General features: G+C 62.6%; 23 protein-coding genes and 2 pseudogenes. 13 read left to right on the top strand and 12 right to left on the bottom strand.

Going from position 1 to position 25,919, the window contains the following annotated elements; translation table 11 throughout:
• Positions 1–52 precede the first annotated feature (52 nt).
• From SB786_RS17685 to SB786_RS17650, 8 genes are all read right to left on the bottom strand, one after another.
• A complete protein-coding gene (locus SB786_RS17685) occupies positions 53–439 on the bottom strand; it encodes a DUF3022 domain-containing protein (RefSeq protein ID WP_410728552.1) in 387 nt (128 codons plus the stop codon).
• Positions 436–597: a DUF1328 family protein gene (locus SB786_RS17680; RefSeq protein WP_006498332.1), complete on the bottom strand. Its 162-nt coding sequence runs from the start codon at positions 595–597 to the stop codon at positions 436–438. Before SB786_RS17680 ends, SB786_RS17685 begins: the two co-directional genes overlap by 4 nt.
• Positions 598–651: 54 nt before the next feature.
• Positions 652–834, bottom strand: a complete 183-nt coding sequence (locus SB786_RS17675; protein WP_006761660.1) for a DUF3008 family protein — start codon at positions 832–834, stop codon at positions 652–654.
• Positions 835–904: 70 nt separating this feature from the next.
• Entirely contained in the window at positions 905–2,344 is a 1,440-nt protein-coding gene (locus SB786_RS17670; RefSeq protein ID WP_410728551.1) for an RNA polymerase factor sigma-54, read from the bottom strand.
• A gap of 289 nt (positions 2,345–2,633) precedes the next feature.
• Complete coding sequence (locus SB786_RS17665; RefSeq protein WP_410728550.1) at positions 2,634–2,942, bottom strand: hypothetical protein; 309 nt, start codon at positions 2,940–2,942, stop codon at positions 2,634–2,636.
• 49 nt (positions 2,943–2,991) lie between these two features.
• A complete protein-coding gene (locus SB786_RS17660) occupies positions 2,992–3,303 on the bottom strand; it encodes a hypothetical protein (RefSeq protein ID WP_410728549.1) in 312 nt (103 codons plus the stop codon).
• Positions 3,300–3,557: a hypothetical protein gene (locus SB786_RS17655; protein ID WP_410728548.1), complete on the bottom strand. Its 258-nt coding sequence runs from the start codon at positions 3,555–3,557 to the stop codon at positions 3,300–3,302. Before SB786_RS17655 ends, SB786_RS17660 begins: the two co-directional genes overlap by 4 nt.
• A 214-nt stretch (positions 3,558–3,771) precedes the next feature.
• Positions 3,772–4,077 carry a hypothetical protein gene (locus tag SB786_RS17650; RefSeq protein WP_410728547.1) on the bottom strand — a complete coding sequence of 102 codons (306 nt, stop codon included), beginning with the start codon at positions 4,075–4,077 and terminating at the stop codon, positions 3,772–3,774.
• 153 nt (positions 4,078–4,230) lie between these two features.
• Between SB786_RS17650 and SB786_RS17645 the strand changes: the two genes are divergently transcribed.
• The 3 genes from SB786_RS17645 to SB786_RS17635 all read left to right on the top strand — a co-directional run bounded on the left by SB786_RS17645 (position 4,231) and on the right by SB786_RS17635 (position 5,569).
• Positions 4,231–4,482, top strand: coding sequence for a hypothetical protein (locus SB786_RS17645; RefSeq protein ID WP_410728546.1), 252 nt, complete (start codon positions 4,231–4,233; stop codon positions 4,480–4,482).
• An 83-nt stretch (positions 4,483–4,565) separates the two neighbouring features.
• The gene (locus tag SB786_RS17640) at positions 4,566–4,997 is read left to right on the top strand and encodes a CBS domain-containing protein (protein WP_410728545.1); all 432 of its coding nucleotides are present in this window, start codon (positions 4,566–4,568) and stop codon (positions 4,995–4,997) included.
• 89 nt (positions 4,998–5,086) lie between these two features.
• Positions 5,087–5,569, top strand: coding sequence for a PRC-barrel domain-containing protein (locus tag SB786_RS17635; protein WP_410728544.1), 483 nt, complete (start codon positions 5,087–5,089; stop codon positions 5,567–5,569).
• A 275-nt stretch (positions 5,570–5,844) separates the two neighbouring features.
• On the opposite strand, the gene SB786_RS17630 is transcribed toward SB786_RS17635, so the two are convergent.
• Both SB786_RS17630 and SB786_RS17625 read right to left on the bottom strand, forming a co-directional pair.
• Positions 5,845–6,240: a hypothetical protein gene (locus SB786_RS17630; RefSeq protein ID WP_410728543.1), complete on the bottom strand. Its 396-nt coding sequence runs from the start codon at positions 6,238–6,240 to the stop codon at positions 5,845–5,847.
• A 544-nt stretch (positions 6,241–6,784) separates the two neighbouring features.
• The gene (locus tag SB786_RS17625; protein ID WP_410728542.1) at positions 6,785–7,051 is read right to left on the bottom strand and encodes a hypothetical protein; all 267 of its coding nucleotides are present in this window, start codon (positions 7,049–7,051) and stop codon (positions 6,785–6,787) included.
• Positions 7,052–8,616: 1,565 nt separating this feature from the next.
• On the opposite strand from SB786_RS17625, the pseudogene SB786_RS17620 reads away from it, so the two are divergent.
• A pseudogene (locus SB786_RS17620) lies at positions 8,617–11,052 on the top strand (ESPR-type extended signal peptide-containing protein); the annotation flags it as partial.
• 8 nt (positions 11,053–11,060) lie between these two features.
• Here SB786_RS17620 and SB786_RS17615 read toward each other — a convergent pair.
• Entirely contained in the window at positions 11,061–11,444 is a 384-nt protein-coding gene (locus SB786_RS17615) for a hypothetical protein (RefSeq protein ID WP_410728588.1), read from the bottom strand.
• Between the two features lie 169 nt (positions 11,445–11,613).
• Here SB786_RS17615 and SB786_RS17610 point away from each other — a divergent pair.
• Positions 11,614–15,549 (top strand): annotated as a pseudogene (locus SB786_RS17610) (beta strand repeat-containing protein); the annotation flags it as partial.
• 5 nt (positions 15,550–15,554) lie between these two features.
• Here SB786_RS17610 and SB786_RS17605 read toward each other — a convergent pair.
• Complete coding sequence (locus tag SB786_RS17605; RefSeq protein WP_410728587.1) at positions 15,555–16,862, bottom strand: hypothetical protein; 1,308 nt, start codon at positions 16,860–16,862, stop codon at positions 15,555–15,557.
• On the opposite strand from SB786_RS17605, the gene SB786_RS17600 reads away from it, so the two are divergent.
• From SB786_RS17600 to SB786_RS17565, 8 genes are all read left to right on the top strand, one after another.
• Complete coding sequence (locus SB786_RS17600) at positions 16,840–17,673, top strand: YadA family autotransporter adhesin (RefSeq protein WP_410728582.1); 834 nt, start codon at positions 16,840–16,842, stop codon at positions 17,671–17,673. The two genes, SB786_RS17605 and SB786_RS17600, sit on opposite strands and share 23 nt — an antisense overlap.
• A gap of 107 nt (positions 17,674–17,780) precedes the next feature.
• Positions 17,781–18,476 carry an OmpA family protein gene (locus tag SB786_RS17595; protein ID WP_410728541.1) on the top strand — a complete coding sequence of 232 codons (696 nt, stop codon included), beginning with the start codon at positions 17,781–17,783 and terminating at the stop codon, positions 18,474–18,476.
• A gap of 146 nt (positions 18,477–18,622) precedes the next feature.
• Positions 18,623–19,783 carry a DUF2827 family protein gene (locus SB786_RS17590; RefSeq protein ID WP_410728540.1) on the top strand — a complete coding sequence of 387 codons (1,161 nt, stop codon included), beginning with the start codon at positions 18,623–18,625 and terminating at the stop codon, positions 19,781–19,783.
• Positions 19,780–20,883, top strand: a complete 1,104-nt coding sequence (locus SB786_RS17585) for a DUF2827 domain-containing protein (RefSeq protein WP_410728539.1) — start codon at positions 19,780–19,782, stop codon at positions 20,881–20,883. Before SB786_RS17590 ends, SB786_RS17585 begins: the two co-directional genes overlap by 4 nt.
• Before the next feature lie 41 nt (positions 20,884–20,924).
• Positions 20,925–22,073, top strand: a complete 1,149-nt coding sequence (locus tag SB786_RS17580; RefSeq protein WP_410728538.1) for a DUF2827 domain-containing protein — start codon at positions 20,925–20,927, stop codon at positions 22,071–22,073.
• Between the two features lie 12 nt (positions 22,074–22,085).
• Positions 22,086–22,940: a peptidyl-prolyl cis-trans isomerase gene (locus tag SB786_RS17575; protein ID WP_410728537.1), complete on the top strand. Its 855-nt coding sequence runs from the start codon at positions 22,086–22,088 to the stop codon at positions 22,938–22,940.
• Positions 22,937–24,760, top strand: a complete 1,824-nt coding sequence (locus SB786_RS17570; RefSeq protein ID WP_410728536.1) for a tetratricopeptide repeat protein — start codon at positions 22,937–22,939, stop codon at positions 24,758–24,760. The genes SB786_RS17575 and SB786_RS17570 overlap by 4 nt, the downstream gene beginning before the upstream one ends.
• Positions 24,757–25,758, top strand: a complete 1,002-nt coding sequence (locus SB786_RS17565; RefSeq protein WP_410728535.1) for a DUF937 domain-containing protein — start codon at positions 24,757–24,759, stop codon at positions 25,756–25,758. The genes SB786_RS17570 and SB786_RS17565 overlap by 4 nt, the downstream gene beginning before the upstream one ends.
• Positions 25,759–25,919: the final 161 nt, after the last annotated feature.

Genomic DNA, 25,919 nt, shown 5'->3' with positions numbered 1-25,919 from the left:
CGTATGCCGCGACGGCCCGCCTGCGGTGTCGCTGCAGGCTGCGGCGCCTGCGTCAGGGCGCGCGCAATGCGCGATCGAGTTCGTCGCGCGTCACGTCGAGCGCGACGTTGCATTCGATCTCGGCGTCCTCGATGCGCGGCTTTTGTTCATCCACCGCGCGCCGCGCGAGGTCGCACAGCCGGGTGCGCACGCGCAGCCGGTCGTCCGCGCCGAGCGACGCATAACGCGTGAGCACGTCGGGATCGAAGCGGAGGTCGACCACGCAGCGCCATTGACGCGCGCTTTCATCGGCCGGCACCCGCACCCATGACACCTGAATCGTGAGCCGGCCCGAGGCGTCGTCCGCATGCACGACGAGGGTCGACTCCGAGGGAAAGCCGTTCGCGAGCGCAGTCTCGAGTTCCGCGATGCGCTGCGAACGGTCGGGCGTGGCCGTCATCGGCGTACGACACCCAGCAGCAACGTGACCAGGAAGATCACGACGAAGATGTAGAACAGGATCTTCGCGATCTCGGCCGCACCGGCCGCGATGCCGCCGAAGCCGAACACGGCCGCGATGATCGCGATGACGAAGAAGATGATGGCATATCTCAGCATGAATTCCTCCTGCAGTCCTGAAGAATGACGATCGCCGGCGCGCGTCGCCGTCGATCAATGCTTGTGCTTGGGTTTGCCGCGAGTCGGCGTCGAAGCCATTTTCTCGAGCTCCTTCTCGCTCATCGACTTGGCCATCGACTTTGACGGCGGCTTCAGGTCCTTCATTTTCGTGTCACCGCGCTTGGCCGACAGGGCGGCCCCCGCCGCGCGCTGCTGTGCCTGGGATTTGGCTGGCATGGTTTTCCTCCTTTCGTTGGCGCGCGCGGCGGTCGCGGCTCGCGGGCCGCGCGCGGTTCGGACGGTATCGTCAGGCGGCGTCGCGCCGGCGCAGTTCGGCCGGCGGGATCTTCATCGCCTGGCGATACTTGGTCACCGTACGACGAGCAAGAAGGATGCCGCGGCCCGCGAGGTTCTGCGCGAGCGCGACATCGGACAGCGGGTCGGTATGGCGCTCGGCCGCGATCATGTCGCGGATCAGCACCTTGGCGGCCGACGCCGAGCACACGCCCTTGCCGGCCGCTTCCAGCTTGCGCGGGAAGAAGTGCTTGAACTCGAACGTGCCGTGCGGCGTGGCCATGTACTTGTTGCCCGTCGCGCGCGACACGGTCGATTCGTGCAGGTCGAGTTCTTCCGCGATGTCGCGCAGCACGAGCGGCTTCATCGCGATCTCGCCGTAGCGGAAGAAGTCGCGCTGCCGCGCGACGATGCATTCGCCGACGCGCTGGATCGTGTCGAAGCGCTTCTGCACATTGCGGATCAGCCAGCGCGCTTCCTGCAATTGCTGGCCGAGCGGCGAATCGCGCTCGCCGCTCGACTGCGCGAACAGCGTCGCATAGCGTTCGTGCAGTCGAGCGCGCGGCAGCACGGCCGGGTTGATCGTGACGATCCACTCGTCGCGCACCTGGCGCACGATCACGTCGGGCACCACATAGTCGCCGCGCGTACTGCCATAGTGATTGCCGGGGCGCGGATCGAGCCCGCGTACCAGCGCGCACGCGGCCTGCATCGTCGGCTGGCTGCAGCCGACCCGCCGCTGGATTTCGGCGGTCTCGCGCCGGGCCAGCCGTTCGAGATGTTCGCGCGCGATCACCTTCGCTTCCGCGAGCGCCGGCGTGCCGGCGGGAATCGCGTCGAGCTGCAGCAGCAGGCATTCGGACAGCGAGCGTGCGGCGATTCCCGGGCGGTCGAGCATCTGCACGAGCCGCAGCGCGACCCCGAGATCCTGTTCCGACAGCAGCAGCGCGGGATCGGCCGCAACCAGCAGTTCGGACAGCTCCTGACGCAGGTAGCCGTCCTCGTCGAGCGCGTCGATCACGATGCGCGCGGCCTCGCGGTCGCGCCGGTTCAGCGGATAGAGACGCAGTGCGTCGTGCAGCTGCTGGTGCAGCGACGGCTCGGCGGCCATCCATTCGCCAGGCGACAGGTCGCTCACGTCGTCGCCCTGCCGGCCCGTGGTGCGCGACGCCGGGGCGGCCGTGTACGACACGTCGCCGTCCGGCGCACGCACGTCGTCGTGCTCGGGTACGGGCTCGGGTGCGGCGGCCTCGGCTGGATGTTCGGGCGCGTCGGCCTCGGCGACGGCTTCGTCGTCACCCTGGCCATCTTCGAGAAACGGATTCGAGTCGAGCGCCTGCCGCAATTCCTGCTGGAATTCGAGCGAAGACAGCTGCAGCAAACGCAGTGATTGCTGCAGCCTCGGTGTGAGTGCCAGATGCTGTCGCATCTGGAGCGCAAGCGTGACGGACATCGATGCCCCTCCTGACTGTGTGCGAAATTCACGTGCAGGAATCCACGCAGCTTTCATGCCAAGGCGGGGAACCGCCGTCCGGCGCGGCTTTCGCCGCTTCGCCCCGCGTGATCCGGGCGCTTCGGAGCCGCTTTTTTACAAGCGCCGGGAAGTTAGGGGGCATGAAATTCGCGCAGGGCGCGCGCGGGCCGGAATGCATGACGGCCATCGCACTTTCAGCGCTTCGTCGCTTGGGCAGCCTCCCGTTCTCGACCTGTCCGCACCCGGCGATGCATACCGCGTCGGGTCACTACTGCATCGGCGGCGGCGTGCCCGGCAACGGCCGGCCGCCCTCCACGCCGTTGGGCCCCGGCTGCGGCACATCGACCGCCGCGCCGCCGGTCGCGCCCGGCGGCATCGTGTTGTGCGGCGACGGACGCGTGTCGTAGCGCGTGTTCGCGTCCGGCATGGTCGTGGTCGGCGACGCGCCCTGAACGCCCGGCGGCGCCGGCGGTGCGCCGCGCGTGCCATAGGTGCCCTGCGGTTGCATGCATGCGCCCAGCGCGCACGCGGCGGCGAACGCACACGCGCCCACGCGTATCGTCTGGATCGGCTTCATCGGAATCCTCCGTGGAATCGGCGGCGCTGGCCGGCCATCGCGGCACGGCTTAGAGCCGGTTGAAATGAAAATCGCCCGCATACGCGGTCGGCGCGCGGCGCGCCATCATCGTGTCGAATTCGGCCGCGACGCGCGTCAGTGCGCCGCGTTGCCGGTCGGTGCCGGCCTGTTCGAGCGCCGCGAATGCATCGGCGTCGAAGGTGACGGTCAGCGACGCCTGATGGCCGTCGACGCGAAAGCCGAAATGCAGCGCACCGGCCGGTTGCTCCTCGACATGGAACGGCATCGCGCGCGCCTCGAAATGGCGGCCGAGGGTCTCGGCCACGTCGCGCAGCATGCCGGGTTTCACGCTGATGCTCATCGTGGGCCCTCCGTGGATGGGATGAACGCGGCCGGCGGCACGCCCGTCGGCGGCGCGTGGATGGGCGGCTCCGGGCTCGGCGGTTCGCGTTCCGGCGGCGGGTGCACCGGCGGGTCGCCCTCGGGATCGTGAAACGGTTCCGGCGTGCCGGGCGGGACGATCTGCGGCGCGGGCGGCTCGGGGTCCGGTGTGACATCGGGCAACGGCGGCTCGGGCCGGTGCAACGACTGGGCGGGGTCTCGATTCATCAGCATTCGATCGTGTCGCTCCTCAAGGGATCCGGCCGGTGGGGCGCGGGCGCGCGCCGCTCGAGGGTCCACCCACGCCTGATCCGCAAGCGGCGTGCCGTGCGGGTGGCGTCCGTGTGCCGTGCGCGTGCGGCACCGTCCGCCCCGGGCGCGCCTGTCGCCGCACAGCGCGGCGTGCATTCGCTACACCGCTCGCTGCAATTCTTTCAAGTGCGTCGCGCTACCCTTCGTATGCGGCCATCACGAGCCACAGCTCGCGGCCGTCGTCGCGCACCCGCGCGGCGAGCGCATACGGATCGGCCGGCTCGCATGCGCGCTGCAGCGCGAGCCGCGCGCGCTCGGTCGAGGCGAACGTCTCGTCGCCGAGCGGCCGCACGTCGGCCTTGCCTTCGAACATCCGGCGATCGGGCCGGTAGATCAGCGGCTCGTGTTTCCACGCGCTGAAATGACTTTTCACCGAATCGAACCCGCCGCCGCATACGTTGACTTCATAGCGCACCCCTGGCCGCTGTTTGGGATTCGTCATCGTGCCTCCTGCTTGATGTGCGTGTGTGCATGTGCGGCGTATTGCGCCGCGCGTCGTCGTCGGTCGCGGAAGCGGCAAGTCGCGTGCCGCCAGCCGGGCGCGGGCACGGCCGTTGCGCCAGACGGATCATCGTCACCGACACGGAGGCTTGCCATGAAGGATTCGACCCGGTCCGGCCGCGACGCGCCGGCGCACGAGCAACCCGACACGTCGCCGCCGCTGAAGCACCAGGACCAGACGAAAACGCGCCACTCGGAGCGGCACATCGACAAGCAGCTCGAGGACACGTTCCCCGCGAGCGATCCGCCCGCGACCGGCGGCGTCACGCGCATCGAACCCGACACGCCGCCGGGCACGCACGACGACGGCCCATGGCAGGATCCGGCCGAACGCCGCGATAAATGACGACAAGGTGCGGCCGCCGCATGCGTCGCGGCACGCCGCTTGCTGAACCGAATGGCCCCGTTTCAACCTCGAAGGAGGACCTGATGCATCGCGTGAACGAAATCATGTCGCAGGACGTCGTGCATATCGCGCCGACCGACTCGATCCGTCATGCCGCGCAATTGATGGAGCGCTACGACATCGGCGCGCTGCCCGTGTGCGACAACAACCGGCTGATCGGCATGGTCACGGATCGCGACCTCACGGTGCGCGCGATCTCGGCCGGCAAGCCGCCGGACACGCGGATTCACGAAGTCGCGTCGGGCCCGATCGAATGGTGTTTCGAGGACGATCCGCTGGATGAGATCCAGCATTACATGGCGGACGCGCAGTTGCGCCGCCTGCCGGTCGTGGATCACGACCAGCGTCTGGTCGGCATCCTGTCGCTCGCGGACATCGCGACGCGCACGGCCGGCCCGACACGCGACGAAGTCGCGAACACGCTGGAAGGCGTGTCGCAACCGAAGCGGACGTGACGGGGCGATCCTCGCCTCGCCCGATAACCCGCGCGACCCGAAGGGCCCATCCCGGGCACGGTCGCGCCCATGCAGCCAGGAGGACAACCATGCAGACTCCCGATCAAGGACGGACCCGTATCGTCGGCAAGGGCGCCGCGACGGCGGCGGGCCCCGGCCCCGACGTGATGGCGGCCGATACGCTGGAAGGCGACAAGGTCTATACGACCGATGGCGACGACGTCGGCAAGATCAAGGACATCATGCTCGACGTGCGCTCGGGCCGCATCGCGTATGCGGTGCTCTCGAGCGGCGGCCTGCTCGGCATCGGCGACAAGCTGCTCGCGATTCCATGGAGCGCGCTCACGCTCGATACCGAACGCAAGTGCTTCTTGCTGTCGGTATCGTCAGAGCGGATCAAGAACGCGCCCGGCTTCGACAAGGATCACTGGCCGGCAATGGCCGACCCGCAATGGGCCGAGCCGCTGCACGAGTACTACGGCAGCACGCCGTACTGGAGTGCGGGCGATGAACTCGGGCTGACCGATCCGACCGAGGACATCAACGATCCGCGTACACGTGGGCCGCATTAAACGATTGACGATTTGCCGGTGAGTTAGCCGACGGGGCCCCGCTTGATGCGGGGCTTTTTTTGCCCGCGGACAAGCGCCGTGAAGGGCCGGGGCGACAGCGCTGGACGCTTACCGGGAAGATCATCGTGCCGAAGCACCCCGGCGCGTCGCCCCGGCCTTGCTCGCAGTACGCGGTTCTGGATTACGAACGGTCGCGATCCTAATATCGACTGGCAGCTTGGGCAGATACACAGACAAGAAACAATTGCCCGTAGTATGAACAACGATTCACGGGTTTACCGCCCGCGCCGCGCCATTTTCTCGAGATGCTCGAGCTCTTTTTGAATAAGGGCGCGCATCCAGTCCGCGATGGTCAAATCGGCCTCGACTGCCAACATCTTCAACCGCTTGTGAATCACCCTTTCAAGATCGAAATTGATACGCACGGAACCCGCGGGCGCGGCCCTCTTGGGAGACGCTTTCGGAGTCGGCTGCGTGGTGGCGGGTCGTGATGCCGGGGGCCGTTTGAGAGCGGGCCCGTTGCGCGTGGGCTTGGCAGGTACGGCTGCAACGCCGGTTTTGTCGTCCCCGAACAGTTCCCGATTGGCCGTGGCGGTCTTCGATACTCGACCCTTGACGCGCTTTGCCGGCGTCGAAGCGTTACTGAGCTTTTGAGTTTTTACTGTACTCATTTATGTTACTCACTTGATTTCCGCGAAGCTCGCATCGTAACCGAAAACTCGCGCCAACTGACACAGGGGAAAGTCCTTCTCGCAAACGTTGGCGGATCTGGTAATTTCGATTTTTCTGTAATGCTTATTGCGGAGTCGAGTAAAACTCCGCCAGATTGGTAAACAAACCGTTCTTTATTGCGGAAATTCAAGGGGTTACGCGGTGGCGCTCGGCGCAACGCTGCCTTACAACGATCTTGCACGACGCATTATCACGCGAGCTATATCACGTATAACAAACTATAAAGCCGCCTCATGGGCGGCTTGCTCGACGATGAGTTCATGCTCGCGTTATGCCGCGCCCACGGGTTGCGATATGGCGTCACCGGCATCGCAGCCACAGGCGCGGGGCGGACGCGGAATGTCCGTCGCAGTACTCAAAAGCTGTGTCGTAGCGGCGTCGACATGGGCCGCGCGCACATCGCGGAATGAATCATTACAGCCCGAGAATGGTCGAGTGGTTCAACTTCGCGATCGCTGCAATTGCCTTCGCCATGCTGCCTCCTTATCGTCGCTGGTGGTGCTCGGGCCGCACAAGCCCATCGATCAGCGAGCGTACGACTTCCGAAACACTCATCCCGTTTTCGAGCGCGTACAGCTTGAGCAGTCGGTGTACCGCCGGCGCGATATCGAGGTTGAGCCTGATGGGCTTCTCCGGGCGGCTCTTCGCTGCCGGTGACTGCACGAACGTTGCGCCCGCAATGAGGTCGATGGGTTTGCCCGGCGCACTCTCATCCGCCGCATAACGCGGATTCAACTGAAATTTGTTCATTTCATTCCTGTTTTAATCAAACACTCATCCGTGTATTAACTCATGTGCGTGCGGTAAATTAACCCGCGATGCGAGCCGATCCGCTAGAAAGGCACATCCCGAGACTGACAGCGATCGTGGATTTTCAACGCAGCCACTTGTTGATCGATCATTTGAACAATCACATATTCACCGCCAATTTCTATTACTCAACTCAACGCATCAATACGCCTCATTGAGTCGTTGAGTTAAGTATGCGTCGTTAATAGATGCAACGTCAACAATGTAGCGAATAATTTTCTGTCTTGTTGCAAACCCGTGGGCGCGCTCATGCATTTCGCGTGCAAACGTGGCCCGGAACCCTAAATAGATCACAACGCGAGTGAATTTTGGCCGTATGGCTCGCCTGCGAACGCATTGCCTTGAATTGACGGAAGGCTGGCGTGCCGAACGCGAAGTTGGACTTGCATTGTTGAGCGCTTCAGTTGCGGACAATGTGATTGCGGCAGCCGGTCGCTGGTGCGCGTGCACTGAAATACGGAAGGACAGCACGAGCGAGCCAGGATGGGCGCCGATGTAGAGACGGCGCGCCCGGAACATGTGCGTCAGCGGTTTGCGCCTCGTCGAACGTTCCATAAGCCGCAAAATTTCCCGATGGTTGTATTTGTGTCTACGGTCCTGTCGGCGGCAGACACTTGTTGAATTTGCTTGATCAGCTGTTGTGTAACTGGCGGGTTGCCGACGCAGTCAACAGACAACCGATAAGTGAGCGCGAGTGTATCGAGTTTTCCCTTCGTACGCACGGCTCCATCGCGTCGCATGCCCCGTACTTGACCATTCTTTACAGTTGATAGTGATCTCGGATGTGACACGAGTGAGTCGCACGAGTTTTTAATCGCCCCTTCCTTCGCTCGTTCATCGCACGCGTTCAGTTCCGCGCGAGCATTTGCGCCCATCGGCGCCGTGGGGTGTGCCGGTCTGCAGCGTGGCGTCCGAGCGGAAGCAAACAGTCGGCCGTGTATTTGGAAGTGCGCAACGCGCCGCGTGCTGCGACAGTCCCAACGGTGCAACCGGCATCGCGATCACGCGCATGGAATCACACGCCATCTGCGCTTGCTTGACGAATATCGCGAGCAGATCGCCTGCCACACATTAAAAACGCTTAACCATTCTTAATCATCTGTGGCGAGAAAGACACGACCGTATTTTGCGTGCTCAGAACTTTCACCACTTGCCGCGCATTAAAGCAGCTCTTCTATATCTTCGATTCCCGCTCGGCCTCGCGGAACGAAGTACCGCCGCGCCCCACGGCGCAAGGCTTCGGAAAATATTGCGCGCCTATAACACCTTAATTCAATTGGGTTTTTGAATAACTCAATTCCGCGCTTGATTAACTCCGTCACTCATCCACTCATATACGTTTTTTTTGTTGTTTACGTTAGCATCGCCGCGGAGTTTTTGAGTAATAAAAGGATGGCGCATGTAACACGCATGAACCTCCCGGTGCGTGAACGCGGTGGCTGTCGCGGGAGAGAACGGGGCGCATTGCTGTAGGCGCGCAAACCTTCGTCAACAGGAATCAGATAATGAACAAGAACTATCGATCCATATGGAACGATGCTCTCGGCGCGTGGGTCGCTGTGTCCGAACTGGACTCGGCGTGTGGCAAAAGCGCTAGTAGCGTCGAAGCGCGTTCGTCGAGTTCGAATATCGGAGCCATAGGTGCGGGCATCGTTGATGGCTTCTTAGACGGCATGCCGGCGCTTGGTGTGCTGACGGTCGCAGCGGTAGCGGTTGTTGCCGGACTGAGTGCGCCCGACGAGGCGTATGCGCAGAATGCTGTGTTTCAGGGCACGGGCTGTACGAACGCTTCGTTCGGCGGCAACGTGAACGATGTTGCTATCGGCTGTAACGTGACGGCCTCGACTACTGGCGGTACAGCTGTGGGCGGCAGCAGTACCGCATCGGCAGTCTATGCAACAGCGCTCGGATTTAGCGCCACGGCCGCAGCGCAAAATACTACCGCCATCGGCGCATTGGCCCAAGCCGCCGGCGGTAATTCGACATCGATTGGCGCAGGCGCGCAAGCGTTCGGATTCGGCGCATTTGCAGTCGGTTCCTCCGCCATGGCGGGCTCAGCAGGCGACGGGACCCTCATCAACGATACGGCGCTTGGTACAAGAGCATCGGCTACTGGCGGTAACGGGGTCGCAATCGGTTCGGCCGCCATTGTCAACAGTGCGGGTGCTATCGCGGTCGGCTCGGGTTCACGTGCGACCGAGGTTGAAGCCCTCGCGGTCGGACATCTTGCGAACGCGACTGGCACGGCCAGTACAGCTTTTGGGTTCCGTGCGATTGGCAATGCCGATTACACAGTCGCCAACGGTGCATACGCGACGGCATCAGCCACTGATGCGGTCGCAACCGGACACCTTGCGGCAGCTACCGGAACCGGAAGTATGGCGTTTGGTGGTAGCGCGACTGCAAGCGGCGATAATTCGAATGCGTTCGGCGCTAGCGCTTTGGCGACCGGAAGTGCTGCCACAGCTCTCGGGCTGCAAGCGTCGTCAAGCGGCACCGGCTCGATGGCGATCGGCAATTCCGCTATCAGCAACAATACGAATTCGCTCGTGATCGGTAACGGTGCGCAGTCGTCCGGAGTTAACGCGACGGTCATCGGTGTTAACTCCACATCATCAAATACGAATGCCACGGCGATCGGTGTGTCGGCAGTCGCATCGGGGCTGCGAGCCATTACCATCGGCTCGGGAAGCAAAGCGAACGGAACCGATTCATTCGCGGCGGGCACCAATGCAGTCGCGGGCGCGGCCGGCACCGCCTCCACCGTCAATGATGTGGCGCTCGGCAATGCCGCTTCGGCTGTCGGTGGAAATTCGCTTGCGCTGGGCGGGGCATCGCTTGCATCGGCCGCCGGGGCAACCGCAATCGGCCAGGGGGCGACTGCTTCACTCGCCGGCGCCATGGCGATCGGTCAAGGCGCAACCGCTGCCAACGCGAACAGTCTTGCGTTGGGAACCGGCTCGGTTACGGCTGCTGCCAATCCCACGGCAAACGGCACCATCGGCGGCAAGTCGTACACGTATGCCGGTGGCACGCCATCGAGCGTGGTGAGTGTGGGCAAGGTCGGCGCGGAACGGCAAGTCACGAACGTCGCCGCAGGCCGCGTTACGGGCACCAGCACCGACGCAATCAATGGTTCGCAGCTCTTCGCAACCAACACTGCGATCGACACCCTGTCGACTTCGACTTCCACGGCTGTTTCGAGCCTGAGCACCGGCCTTTCCACCACGAACAGCAACCTCGATTCGCTGTCGACCTCCACATCGACCGGCATGTCGAGCTTGAGTACGGGCGTCAGTTCGCTCAGCACCGGCCTTTCGACGACGAACAGCAACGTCGCGTCACTGTCCACTTCCGCATCGACCGCGGTCAGCTCCCTTTCGACTGGCGTGTCCAGTCTGTCCACGGGTGTCAGCTCGCTTTCGACCGGCGTATCGAGCCTGAGCACGGGCGTGTCTTCCCTTTCGACGGGATTGTCCACGACGAACAGCAACGTGTCGTCGCTGAGCACGGTCGTTTCCACGACGCGCACGCATTACGTCAGCATTAACGATAACGGCACGCAGCAAGGAAACTACGACAACAAAGGTGCGACCGGCGTAAATGCGATTGCCGTCGGCACGAACGCGACCGCAGGCGGCACGAGCGCAGTGGCGTTCGGCGATTCGGCAACCGGCGCAGCAGCCGGTTCCGTCGCGATCGGCCAGAATGCGGCAACGACGAATGCCGGTGATGTGGCGTTGGGCTCCGGTTCGGTGACAGCAGCGGCAAACCCTACCGCGGGCGCAACGATCGGCGGAAACGCCTACACGTTTGCAGGCGCAAAACCGGCAAGCGTGGTGAGCGTCGGCGCAAAAGACGCGGAACGTCAAATCACGAACGTCGCGGCCGGACAGCTTACCCCGGACAGCACCGATGCCGTGAACGGCTCGCAGCTCAACGCGACGAATCAGGCCGTCGATTCGTTGAGCACGTCCACATCGACTGCCGTTTCCAGCTTGAGCACGGGTGTGTCGTCGCTCTCGACGGGGGTTTCCTCGCTGAGCACGTCCACGTCTACCGCAGTTTCCAGTCTCAGCACGGGCGTGTCTTCGCTTTCCACGGTCGCCAGCTCGTTGAGCACGGGTGTCTCGTCGTTGAGCACGGGACTTTCGTCGTTGTCGACTTCCGCGTCCACCGGAATTTCGTCGCTGAGCACCGGTATTTCGGGTGTGACCAGCGAGGTCAACTCCCTCTCGACTTCGGCATCGACCGGTATCGGCAGCCTGTCCACGGGCCTGTCCACGACGAACAGCAACGTTGCATCGCTCAGCACCGTTGTCGATGCGAGCAAGACGCACTACTACAGCGTCAATGACGGTGGAACGCAAGGCTCGAATTACGATAACAAGGGGGCAACCGGTGTCAACGCAATTGCCGCGGGCGTAGGTGCGTCGGCGGGTGGCGCGAGTGCCGCTGCGGTCGGCTATAACTCGCAAGCGCTGGCTGCTTCCAGCGTCGCCATGGGCGACAGTAACAGCGTTGCGGCAACGGCGGGCCCCGGCTCGGTGGCCATCGGTTCGAAGTCGGCCGTGCTGAGCGGCAGCGCCGTCGCGATCGGCAACCAGCAGACGGCAAGCGGCAACGGCGCGGTTGCGATCGGCGATCCGAATTCGGCGAACGGCGACGGGGCCATTGCGGTCGGTATGAACAATGCGGCGAACGGCACGGGCGCACTCGCGATGGGCAATTCGAACAGCGCCACGGGCACCGGCTCTATCGCATTGGGCAACGCATCCATCGCTACGGCCAACGGTGGCATCGCATTCGGTTCGGGCGCCACGGCGACGAATGCGAACGATGTCGCGCTGGGTAGCGGCTCCGTGACCGGTGCGTCCAATCCGACGCCGAACGCCACGATCGGCGGCACGCAATACGCGTTTGCCGGCACCAACCCGCAAAGCGTCGTCAGTGTCGGCGCGAAAGGCTCGGAACGACAAATCACGAATGTAGCGGCCGGTCAGCTGAGCCCGGATAGCACCGACGCGGTAAACGGTTCGCAACTCAATGCAACGAACCTCGCGGTGGATTCGCTGTCCACGAGTGCGAGCACGGGGATTTCCAGCCTGAGCACGGGCGTGTCGTCGCTCAGCACGGGCGTCAGCTCGCTGTCCACCGGTGTGTCGTCGCTGTCCACGTCCGCAAGCACGGCGGTTTCGTCGCTCAGTACCGGCGCATCGCAATTGTCCGGCTCGATTTCGACCGTCACGAGCGGGCTGAATTCGCTGAGCACGTCGACGTCCACGACGGCAAGCTCGCTGTCGACTGGCTTGTCGGGTGCCGTGAGCAGTATCAGTTCGCTGTCCACGGGTGTGTCTTCATTGAGCACGGGCGTGTCGTCGCTTTCGACCGGCGTATCGAGCTTGAGCACCGGCCTGTCGTCGTTGTCGACCTCGGCTTCGACCGGCATTTCCTCGTTGAGCACGGGCGTCAGCTCACTCAGCACGTCCGCTTCGACGGGAATGTCCAGCCTGAGTACCGGTCTTTCGTCGCTGTCCACCAGCACCAGCACGACCGCCAGCTCGCTGTCCACCGGCCTGTCCGGCGCCATCAGCAATATTTCGTCGCTGTCCACGAGCGCGAGCACCGGTATCGGCAGCCTCAGCACGGGTGTTTCGTCGTTGAGTACGTCGACTTCCACGATTGCAAGCTCGCTTTCGACGGCCATTTCCGCCAGCAAGACGCACTACTATTCCGTCAACGATAACGGCGTCCAGGGCGGGAATTACAACAACGACGGGGCGGCCGGCATCAATGCCATCGCGGCAGGTGTCGGCGCCACCGCAGCCGGAAGCAATGCCGCGGCCGTTGGCAATGCCGCGAATGCAGCCGGGCAAAGCGCGGTGGCCGTGGGCGACAGCGCACAGGCCACTGCGACGAACGCTGTTGCGATCGGCCAGGGTGCCAGTGCATCGACGGCGAATTCGGTAGCGCTGGGCAATGGTTCCGTGACGGCCGCGGCTGTTCCGACCGCGAGCGGCACAGTCGGCGGCACGACGTATCAATACGCGGGCGCCTTGCCTGCGGGCGTCGTCAGCGTGGGCGCCCCGGGCAACGAACGGCAGATCACGAACGTCGCTGCCGGGCAGGTCACGCAGGACAGCACGGACGCGATCAACGGCTCGCAACTCTTCGCGACCAACACCGCAATCGACACGCTTTCGACTTCCACGTCGACGGCCGTTTCGAGCATCAGCACCGGCGTTTCGTCGCTGTCCACGAGCACGAGCACGGCGGTGTCGAGCCTCAGCACGGGGGTTTCGTCGTTGAGCACCGGCGTGTCTTCGCTCAGCACGTCGGCTTCGACGGGAATCTCATCGCTGAGCGCATCGACCAGTACGGGCCTGTCCACGGTCACCAGCGGCGTCAATTCGCTTTCGACGGGACTGTCGACAACTGACAGTAACGTCGCGTCGCTGTCCACGTCCGCCAGCACCGGGATTTCGTCGTTGAGCACGTCCGCATCGACTGGAATGTCGAGCTTGAGCACGGGTGTTTCGAGCCTGAGCACGTCCACTTCCACGGCGGTTTCCAGCCTCAGCACGGGCGTGTCCTCGCTGTCGACGGGCGTTTCGTCCCTGAGCACGGGCGTGAGCTCGCTGAGCACCGGTTTGTCGTCGCTCTCGACCTCGGCTTCGACCGGCATTTCCTCGTTGAGCACGTCGACCAGCACCGCCCTGTCCACGGTCACCAGCGATATCGGATCGTTGAGCACGGGCGTGTCGTCAGTGTCGACCGGCATTTCGTCGCTCAGCACGGCAACGTCGGCCAGCCTGTCCACGATCGCAAGCGGCATCAGCTCCGTTTCTTCGTCGACTTCAACGGGTCTTTCCACCGTTGTGAGCGGGATTGGTTCTCTGTCTACCGGTTTGTCCAGCGCAACGAGTTCGCTGTCTACCGCGATTTCAGCCAGCAAGACGCACTACTACTCCGTGAACGACAACGGCGTACAAGGCGCGAACTACGACAACAACGGCGCAACCGGTATCAATGCGTTGGCGGCAGGTGTCGGTGCAACGGCCGGCGGCGCGGCAAGCGTCGCGGTTGGCAACAACTCGAACGCGACCGGCGCAACCTCGGTTGCGATCGGTTCGGGCGCAGCGGCCACGAATGCCGGGGACGTAGCACTCGGTTCCAGTTCGGTTACCGGCTCCGCAACGCCGACTGCGGGTGCGACGATCGGCGGAAATGCCTACACATTCGCAGGTGCGAATCCGCAAAGCGTCGCGAGCGTTGGCGCGAAGGATTCCGAACGCCAGATCACCAACGTGGCTGCGGGCCAGATCACGCAGGACAGCACCGACGCGATCAACGGCTCGCAACTTTACGCGACCAATACGGCGATCGAAACCCTGTCGACGTCCACGAGCACGGGCATTTCGTCGCTTTCGACGTCGACCAGCACCGGATTGTCGACGGTGACGAGCGGCATCGGCTCGCTCAGCACGGGCATTTCCTCGCTGAGTACGTCGGCTTCGACGGGCCTGTCGACGGTCACCAGCGGAATCGATTCGCTCTCGACTTCGACCAGCACGGCCGTTTCGAGTCTGAGCACGGGCATTTCGGGCGTCACGAGCAGCATCGGTTCGCTGTCGACGTCGGCAAGCACGGGAATTTCGTCGCTTTCCACTTCTGCCTCGACCGGAATCTCGAGCGTCAGCGCCAGCCTGTCCACGGTGACGAGCGCGGTCGATTCGCTCAGCACGTCCACGAGCAGCGGCATTTCCTCGCTGAGTACCGGCGTGTCGTCGCTCAGCACCGGGATTTCGTCGTTGTCCACCTCGGCATCGACGGGCATTTCGTCGCTGAGCACGTCGACTTCGACGGTTGCGAGCTCGCTGAGCACGGGTGTTTCTTCGCTCAGCACGAGTGCGTCGACCGGCATTTCCAGCTTGAGCACGTCCACCAGCACCGCCCTTTCCACGGTCACAAGCGGGATCGATTCGCTTTCGACCGGCGTATCGTCACTTTCTACCTCGACCAGCACCGGCATTTCTTCGTTGTCCACAGCTATTTCCGCAAGCAAGACGCACTACTATTCCGTCAACGACAACGGCGTGCAGGAAGGCAACTACAACAACGACGGTGCAACCGGCCTGAATGCGTTGGCGGCCGGTACGAACGCCACCGCAAGCGGCGCGCGCGCGGTTGCGATCGGCGACGGTGCCAATGCGAAGAACGACAATTCGGTCGCATTGGGTGCAGGCTCGATCACGGACGTTGCACACCCGACGCCGAGTGCGGTGATCGGCGGCACGACGTATCAGTTCGCGGGTGCGAATCCGGTCGGCGTGGTGAGCGTCGGCGCGCCGGGCCAGGAACGCCAGGTGACGAACGTGGCGGCCGGTCAGATTTCGAAGGACAGCACGGACGCAATCAATGGTTCGCAGCTCGATGCGACTAATCAGTCGATTGAATCGCTCAGCACGTCCACGAGCACGGGAATCTCGTCGCTGTCGACTTCGACGTCGACCGCCGTTTCGAGCCTGAGCACGGGCGTCAGCTCGCTGTCGACCGGCCTGTCGACCGTGACGAGCAGCGTCGATTCGTTGAGCACGTCGACTTCGACGGCAGTTTCCAGCTTGAGCACGGGCGTTTCGTCGTTGAGCACGTCGACTTCCACGGCGGTTTCGTCGTTGAGCACCGGTGTTTCGTCGCTGTCCACGTCGACGTCAACCGCGGTTTCGAGCCTGAGCACCGGCTTGTCGACGGTGACGAGCAGTGTCGATTCGCTTTCGACGTCGACGAGCACGGCGGTTTCGTCGCTGAGCACGGGCGTGTCGTCGCTGTCGACGGGCGTGAGCAGCCTGAGCACCGGCCTTTCTTCGCTGTCGACGTCGACATCCACCGGCATCTCTTCGCTCAGCACCGGCGTGTCGTCGCTTTCGACTTCGACGTCGACCGCGGTATCGAGCTTGAGCACCGGTTTGTCCACGGTAACGAGTTCGGTCGATTCGCTGTCCACGTCCACGTCCACCGCTGTTTCGAGCTTGAGCACGGGTGTTTCGTCGCTTTCGACGTCGACCAGCACGGCCGTTTCGTCGCTCAGCACCGGCGTGTCGTCCCTGTCCACCGGCGTGTCGTCGCTGTCGACTTCGACCAGTACGGGCATTTCCAGCCTCAGCACGGGCGTTTCTTCGCTGTCCACGAGCACGAGCACGGCGGTGTCCAGCCTGAGCACCGGCGTTTCGTCGCTCAGTACGGGCCTCTCCACGGTGACGAGTTCGGTCGACTCGCTGTCGACCTCGACCAGCACCGGTATCAGCTCGCTTTCGACCGGCATCAGTTCGCTTTCGACCGGACTTTCTACGGTGACGAGCGGAATCGATTCGCTCTCGACGTCGACCAGCACCGGCATATCGTCGTTGTCCACGGGCGTGTCGTCGTTGAGCACGGGCGTGTCGAGCTTGAGTACCGGCCTGTCGTCGCTGTCGACGTCGACTTCGACGGGAATTTCCAGCCTCAGCACCGGAATGTCTTCGTTGAGCACGTCGGCCAGCACCGGCATCTCTTCGCTGAGCACCGGCGTGTCGTCGTTGTCCACGGGCCTGTCGACCGTGACGAGTTCGGTCACGTCGCTGTCGACTTCGACGTCGACCTCGGTGTCGAGCCTGAGCACGGGCGTCAGCTCGCTGTCGACTTCGACCAGCACCGCCGTGTCGAGCCTGAGCACGTCCACGAGCACCGGTATGTCGTCGCTGTCCACCGGCATGAGTTCGCTGTCGACCGGTCTGTCCACCGTCACGAGCGGCCTGGACTCGCTCAGCACGAGCACGAGCACCGGCATCACGTCGCTGTCGACGGCAATCGGCGCGATCGGAGCGGCCAAGCCGCACTACGTCAGCATCAACGACAACGGCACGCAAGGCGGGAACTACAACAACGATGGCGCAACGGGTACCGATGCTGTCGCGGTTGGCGTGAACGCGACAGCCGGGGGCGTCAATGCTTCCGCGTTCGGCAACAAGGCAAACGCTGCCGGAAATGCTGCAACGGCGATCGGCTACAACGCGAACGCAACCGGCGCGAAGTCGAGCGCGATGGGCGTCGACTCGACTGCATCGGGCGACAACGCGACCGCGTTGGGTGCCGGTGCGATCGCGAGCGGGCGCAATTCCGTTGCGCTGGGCAAGGATTCCGTCGCGGACCAGGACAACACCGTGTCCCTCGGCTCGGCCGGCAACGAACGTCGTTTGACCAACGTCGCGCCGGGTATCAACCCGACTGATGGCGTGAACATGTCGCAACTGCAGAACGTGCGGAACGACCTGAGCAATTCCATCAATTCGGTTGCTCGCAAGGCGTACGGCGGTATCGCTGCCGCGACTGCGTTGACGATGATTCCCGATGTCGACCAGGGCAAGACGATTTCGGTCGGTATCGGCGGCGCGAGCTTCCAGGGTTACGGCGCGACGGCCATCGGCTTCACCGCGCGCATTACCAACAACCTGAAGGTGCGCGGCGGTGTCGGTATCAGCAGCGGCGGTCAGTCCTACGGCGTCGGCGCGTCCTACCAGTGGTAAGGATTGCAATGAATTCGTAATGCGATGACGTTGTGACTCGCGGAATGGACGCTATCTCAGGTCCGTTCCGCGCAACCGATCAGGCAAATCAAATAAGGAAACCAAAAATGTCAGCGAAATCCCTTCTCGTTCTCGGTGTAACCGCGCTGCTGGCCGCTTGCGCTTCACAAGGCCCGACGTGGAATGCGTATCGCGTCAGCATGCCGAACGGGCAACAGGCCTACCGCGTCGATTGTCATGGTCTTTTTGAAGGGCAGGAAGCGTGCTATTCCCAAGCGGTGGAAATCTGCGGCAAAAAGCAGGTGCAGCCGCTCGAAGCAGTCGCACCGCTGGGTGATGAGCAGAATCCGCGAGACGTGCGCATCCTGACGTTCCAGTGCGCGACACCGACTCAGCCTGCGCCGCCGGCCGCGGCAAAACCTGCACCGATTCCGGCGCCTGTCGCGGCTTCCCCTGTTACCCCGCAGCACGTCACACTCGACAGCGACGCGAACTTCGACACCGACCAATCGACGCTGAAGCCGGATGCTCGCGACAAGCTCGATGTGCTGATCGAAGCGGCACACGGTGCGCCATTCAAAACCGTGACGATCAGCGGTTACACCGACTCGACCGGCACCGCCGAACACAATCAACAGTTGTCGCGGCGGCGCGCTCAATCCGTTGCGCTATATCTGCGCGAACATGGCCTGGCGGCACAGAAATTCGACGTGCGCGGCTACGGCGAGAACAACCCGGTCGCGAGCAATGCAACACCGGCCGGCCGCGCCAAAAATCGCCGCGTGGACATCACGCTCGAATGACGCATGCGCCACTGAATAACGCGTGAGTCGAGGCTTTCGTATCTGACTTAGCCTGACCCATTTTCCCGTATTTCGCCGTTCCGCCCTGTCGATAATTGGATGTGTTGAGTCGTTGTTCAACAGCACGAAACCCTGAGAACCAAAACATGAAGATTGGAATTTCCGTACTCACGCACGCGGGTCAGTCCATATGGGAAAACGGGCTAGGTCAGAACATCTTCTATTTTGTGCAGCTATTGCGCGCGTTGCCTTTCGTGGCGGATATCGTGCTTCTGAACTGCGGCGACCAGCAATCCTTGCCGCCGGAAGCCATGGCACTGGCCGGCGACGTTCCGCTCGTCGCGCCACGCGATCTTCCGGAGCCGCCCGACGTGATCTTCGAAATGGGCGGCGGGCTCGACGTCGAATGGCTCGACTACGCGCGAGCGCAAGGCAAGAAAGTCGTGTTCTTCTGCTGTGGCCAGCCTTACGTCGGTCTTGTCGAGCCAAGCGTATTTCAGCGCAGCGGATATTTCTCGCGCGCGAATCGCTGCGATGAAATCTGGATTTTGGGCAAGGATCGCACGCTCATGCCGATGCTGCGCACCCTGCACCGTTGCCCCGTGTACGAAGTGCCGTTTCTCTGGGACAGCACGTTTATCGAACAGCGCATTCAGGCCATCGAGCAGGCCGGACTGCGCTTCGGGTACGAATCCCGCTCGGCTCGTGGCGAAACCGGCCCGCGTGGCCTGCGCTTCGCCGTATTCGAGCCCAATATCTCGGTCGTGAAATGCTGCGTGATACCGATGCTTATCGGTGAGGCAGCATTTCGCGCAGACCAGCACGCGGTACGAGGATTGCACGTGCTCAACAGCGTACAAATGCGCGAGCACGCGTCGTTCTCGTTTCTCCTGAATTCGATGGATTTGAGCCGCGCCGAGCGTGTGCGGCTGGATGGCCGCCACGATTTCGCCGGCTTCATGAGCCAGAACGCGGACGCTCTGATAGCGCACCAATGGCAGAACGATCAGAACATCCTGTATCTCGATGCGCTGTACGGTGGTTATCCCCTCATCCATAACTCGCCATGGCTGTCGAGCCTCGGTTATTTTTACCCGGAATCCGATATCGAAGCGGGGGCGGTGCAACTGCTGCGCGCCGTTCAGCGCCACGACACCGAGCACAAATACTACACACAGCGTGCGCGCAGCTTTCTCGTGTCGCTCGCGCCACGTGCCACCGCGAACTGTTCCGTGTACGCGCGCCGCCTGCTCGCCTTGACCGGGAAAAACGCGCGGGATCGCATTGCACCGGGAGTCGCCGCATGAACAAGCTGAACGTCGGTGTGACGATTTACCTGCGCAAGGGGCAACAATCGATCTGGGAAAACGGCATCTTTCAGAACTGCTATTTTCTCGCGATGCTGCTCAAGCATGCGCCGAACATCGAATCCGTGTATCTCGTGAACGGCGGCGACGGAGATCCCGCATCCGCCGCGCAATTTCTCGAATTTGCACCGGTGCCGGTGATCGATCTCGACACGGCGCGACAGAAGCTCGACGTGATTATCGAACTGAGCGCGCAACTCAATCCCGACTGGGCCCGCGCTTTCCGTGAGAAAGGCGGTCGCGTCATCGGCATGCGCGTCGCGAACGACTACGTGATCGATATCGAGCGAATGATGTTCGCGTTGCCTCACGGGATGCTCGTCTCGGGCACGCCGTACAGCGCAATCTGGACGCTGCCGGCATTCGAGAAGACGTGCGCCAGCTACTACGAAACGGCTTTGCGCGCGCCCGTCACGGCGATGCAGCATCTTTGGAGCCCGCTTTTCGTGGAGCGCGCGGCAAACGGCGGATTCGGATATCAAGCGGGCCGATCGCGCTGGCGTATCGCCGTGCTCGAACCGAATATATGCATGGTCAAGACGTCGCACATTCCGATGCTGGTGGCCGACCTCGCACACCGTCAACAGCCGGATCTCATCGAATACCTCCGGGTGTTCAACACGATTCAACTGAAAAGCGATGCGCAATTCGTGGGCTTCGCCCGCAGTCTCGATCTGGTTGTGCAGGGTCGCGCGACGTTCGAGCCGCGTTTGCCCGTCCACGAAATTCTTACGCGTCAAGCCGATGCGATCGTGTCGCACACGTGGGAAAACGCGCAGAACTACGTCTATTACGAAGCGCTGCACGGTGGCTACCCGCTTATCCACAACTCCGATTTGTTGCGCGGTTGCGGGTATCGGTACGCAGGATTCGATTGCGAGGACGGCGCGTTGGCGCTTCGCGAAGCGTTCGCGGTACACGACGCGAGTCTCGGCGACTACAAGGCGAAAGCGCGGGACTTTCTCGCGACGCTCGATCCGCTTGCGCCCGCGAATGTCGAGCAATACAGCGCCGCGATTGCCGCGGTAGTAAATGGTTGAGTGATTGGCAGGTTCATCTGAGAAAACGACGGAGGGTAAAGATGAAGTTTCCATGCGGATTACGCATCGGCATCACCATCGGGCTTCGCCACGCGAACGAAAGCCTGTGGGTCAACGGCATCAAGCAGAACGCGCTGTATCTCGCGAAGCTCTTTCAGAATTCGCCGCTGGGTCACGATGTCGTGCTCGTCAACACCACGGACGTGCCGATCACTTCCGCACTGCCTTGGGATCTGGAACAGTTTCCCACGTGTACGTTCGAAGAAGAGAAAGACACGCTCGACGTACTGATCGAGCTGGGCGGTCAGATCAGCAACGAACAAACCGCGTACCTGAAATCGCAGCACACGAAGATCGTCAGCTACTGCTGCGGGCCCGAGTACGTACAGATGACCGAGGCGATGATCTTCGGTCGGCGCCTGACCGATCACGTCTTCATCAATCAGAACTATGACCAGGTTTGGGTCATCCCGCAGGTGATGGAAACGACGGCAGGCTTCCTGGGCGTGCTTCGCCGCCAGCAAGTCGTACCGGTGCCTTTCGTGTGGGACCCGATGTGTCTCGACATGCGCACGAGCGATTTGCCGTCCAAAGGCGAGTATCGACCGGGGCGAGCAGCAGCGATGCGAGTCTCCGTCATGGAGCCCAATATCGACGTGCTGAAGTTCTGCCTCAATCCGCTTTTGATCGCGGAGCGCGCGTACCGGGAAATCGGCGAGCGGATGGGGTTCGTCCATGTGACCAATGCCGAGCATCTGGCGCGCTCGTGCCGGGAATTCATCGGCATCGCCCATTACCTCGACCTCGTGCGCGACGGCAAGGTCAGCTTCGTCGGCCGGCACGACACACCGCAGTTTCTCGCCGATCACACGGATATCGTCGTGTCGCATCAGTGGGGCCTGGCGCTCAACTACTTCTATTTCGATGTGGCATGGAACGGCTATGCGCTCGTGCACAACGCGCACCTTTGCAAGGGCGTCGGGTACTACTACCCGGAAAGCGATATCGAGGCGGGGGCGAAGCAGCTCGTTCATGCGATCAAACATCACGACGACGTTTTCGACACGTACCGCGAGCGTCAGCGTGCCGCCATTGCGCCGTTCCTTGCCACCCACCAACCGCTCATTGCCCGTTACGACGAACTGCTCGGTCAGCTCGTGAAGCCCGGATTCGAATCGATTGCGGCCTGACAAAAAAAACACATGAGGAAAACAACCATGCGAAGTGTTCGAACGCCGCGCGTGCCAGGCTGGGTGGCACTTGCAATGATGGCAGCGACATTGCACACGCCCACCGCGTCGGCGGCTTCCGATGATGTTATCGCGACAGTGAACGGCGTCGCGCTGCAGCGCGTCGAACTGGACGAAGCCATGACCGGGCGCCCCGATTCGGCTCGCAGTGAAGTATTGCAGGGGCTCGTCGCGCGTGAACTGCTTCGTCAGGCAGCGGAGCGCGACGGTTTGGGCAACGCACAACCGGTGCGCGCCGCCATGCAAAAAGCGAAAGTCGATACGGAGAATCGGCTATACATCGCAAAGCATTTGTCAGTTCCGCACGTCACGGACGACGAAGTGCGCCAGCGCTACAACGAAATCGTCAGCCAGTTCGGACCGTACCAATACAAGGTCAGTCAAATGTCATTCGCCGACGAACCGACCGCTCGCTTTGCGCTGGCGGTGCTCGAAAAGGGTGAGTCGTTCGCGAATGTCGCGACGCGCAGCCACGCAAACGACGCGCAAACGGCTTGGATCAGCTTCAAGAACCCGGTGAAAGAAGGCCAGACGCAGGGCTTGCCTTTGCCGCTCGCGCAGGCACTCGCTACGATGCAGCCGGGCCAGTTTACGAGCGCGCCAGTGCACGTCGGCGACCGGTTCATCGTTGCGCGGATCGATGAGCGGCGCAATACGGTCGTCCCGTCGTATGCGGAGGCTGGTGTCGCCATGCGCAAGGCGATGGAAAGCAAACGCGACGATGACGCCTTCGCTACGTTCATCGGTCAGCTTGCTCGAAAGGCCGAGATCCGACCGGCGCAAATTCTGCGGAGCGCATCGCAATGAAATGGCTCTCCGACGTAGAAACCCGGATCACACGCAGCGATCTGATCGGGGCCTCGCGCCTGCTCGATACCGATCGTGCAATCGAGTCGGGCACCCCGCGCGCCTTCATTGCGTGCAGCCGGTTGATGCTGCTGCGCGGCCGGCTTCATGACGCGCAAGACATGCTCGATCGGGCGCTGCACGTCGAACCGGAGAATGTCGACGCGCTCATCGAGCGCGGGCGCCTTTCCATTCGATTGGGCGACGATGTCGACGCATGCGCGTGGTTCCATCGCGTGGGGTTAAAGGAAAGCCTCGGTGATAGCTGGCTGATCGACTGGTTCGATGCGTCGCTGCGTTGTAGTCGCGTCGAAGACGCCATCCATGTCGCACTCGAGCTGTGTCGGCATTTCGCTGCCGACGCTCACAACTGGTTCCGCCTTGGGCTCGCGAATCACGCGGCGCGCCACTACTCGCAAGCGCTCGCCGCCTATGAGAAAGCCGCTGACATGAATCCCCGGTTGCCGATGCTGCGCAACAATTGGGGGGCGGCTTACCTGGAATTGGGCCGGCATGACGAGGCCCGCAAGCTGCTCGAAACGACGATCGAGGAAGAACCCAACCATGCGTTGGCGTGGACGAACCTCGCATCCGTGCTGCTGAAAACCGGCAACATCGACGATAGCCTCGTTGCGGCCGAGCGCGCTTGCGCCCTTGCCCCGGACTACGTCACGGCATTGCAGACGTATTCCTACGTGCTGCGCGAATACGGCCGGTTCGACGCGGCGCTCGAAATCGCGCAGCGCGCGCTGAGCCTCGAGCCGAATAACCCGTCGATCGTGTGGACCGTTGCGATGCTGCAATTGTTGCGCGGCGACTATGAAAACGGCTTGCGCAATCACGAAGCGAGGTGGGCGGGCTCGCCGGAACTGCGCGACGTTTCCCCGAACGTTCCGGCGCCACTTTGGAACGGTGAACCGCTCGCCGGCAAAACGATTTTCGTGTGGGGTGAACAGGGCCACGGCGACGCGTTGCAGTTCATGCGTTTCGTTCCGGCATTTGCCGAATACGTCCGGCAGCAACATGGAAAGCTCGTGTACTGCTGTTTCGATACGCTGCATGCGCTTTTCGCACGCAGCCTCGGCGATGCGGTCGAAACCATCATCCCGCACAATCAGCGCCCTCTGCCGCCATTCGACTTTCATTTGCCGGTCGGCAGCCTGCCTTGCGTGCTCGGTGCGCGGCTTGCCGACCTGCCCGGCACACCCTATCTGAAGGCCGATCGCGCGAACGCGGCCAAGTGGCGTTCCGCGCTGTCCAGCGAGCGGAAATTGCGTGTCGGCATTGCGTGGAGCGGCAGCAGGACACATCAGCGCAATCCGCTTCGCTCGGTTGATCCGATGGATTACGTCCATGCGCTTGCGGGCGTGGGCGACGTGATGTTCGTCAATTTGCAGATGGATGCGCCTGGCGAGGTGCTGCGCCTGCAAAACGCGGGGCTGCCGCTGCTCGATCCGACATCCGGTCTGTCGTCGTTCGACGATACGGCGGCGCTCGTCGCGAGCCTCGATCTGGTCATCACCGTCTGCACGTCGATTGCGCATCTGGCGGGCGGGCTCGGCGTTCCAACATGGGTACTGCTCGACGTGAATCCGCACTGGATCTGGATGACCGAGCGAGCCGACAGCCCGTGGTATCCAAACACCCGCCTTTATCGGCAGTCCGCATACGGGGAATGGGCTCCGGTGTTCGAAGCGTTGGCGCACGATCTGGCCGTGCTCGCATCGAATCGGGACACGCACGAACCCATCACAACGAACTCAACCGGGAGCATCCATTGAAACGGATCAATCTTTCAGCCGCGCTTGGCGCATGCGCCGACGATGTCGTTCGTCAGAAACTCGCGCAACAAGTCGGATTGCCGCCGCAAGCCATCGAACAGGTGTTTGCATCGTCCGCATCGATCCTGATTGCGGCGTTGGCAGCCCGCGCATCGGAAGGCCGCGATGAAACGATCGCGGTGTTCGGCGCGCTCATGTCGCGCAATATCAATCCGCGTATTCGCGACGAGTGCGCGACGCTGGTCGATTCGACCGGAAAATTGAAAGAGCTTGAACACGCGGGCTTCACGCTCGTCGCGCACGCGACCGGCAACGATGCAACGGAATTGAGCGATCAAGTTGCCGAGCGGCTTGCCGTGCCGGCCCAGGCGGCATGCGCCCTCACCTGCGTTTGCGCAGCGATCGTCGGCGGCCTCATCAAGCACCATATGCTCATCGAACAAGCAGACGTGTGCGAATTGCCAGGCTTGTTCGCCGGACAACTGGCGACGATTGCCGATCATCTGAACGATGATTCGATCGATGTGCTGGGTTATTTGCACGCGGACGTGAACGCGTTCCTCGATCAGGTGTCCGCGCGGCTCACGTCAGTCACCGCCGATTTCGAACCGATTCGACCGCGCATCGGCGAAGGGGCGAAACCGGTCAATGAACCCGTGCATGCGCAGCCGCAACCGCAGATTCCGGCGCACAACCGCTACGAAATCGGCAAGGTGTTCGTGAACGACATTCGCTTCACCAGCGCGATGCAGCCGTCACAACTGGGGCCCGCGGGGCCTGCGGCGAAGCGCGGCAAGCCGACATCCCGCCGCACGTGGAAAGTGTTCGCGCTGACGACGGCGACGGTCCTGGTTGCGGTTCTCGCGTGGGGGAAAGTCTTTCACTGGCCGGAAATGCAGTCGGCCCTTGCGCAAGTGACGCATCCGGGAGTCAAGTCGACCAGCGTGGTATCGGGTGCCATTTCCTCGCCTGACCTGACGACGGCCAGCGTGAAGTAATTCCGGCATTTTTTCCGCCCACATCCACTCAATTGAGTAGTGCGTTCATGTCCCGGCATCCCCCTCCTGATCCGGGACATTTCAGCCGGCGAGGTCACTCCTGCCTCGCCGGTTCTTTTTGTTGATGGTCGCGGACGGACGTCCTTGCGCTGCCTGCCCCG

It is taken from the genome of Burkholderia sp. SIMBA_062 (assembly GCF_046534765.1).
Classification (GTDB): domain Bacteria; phylum Pseudomonadota; class Gammaproteobacteria; order Burkholderiales; family Burkholderiaceae; genus Burkholderia; species Burkholderia ambifaria.
Note: the sequence above shows the minus strand (reverse complement) of the source record. Positions and strands in the feature narration are given on the sequence as shown.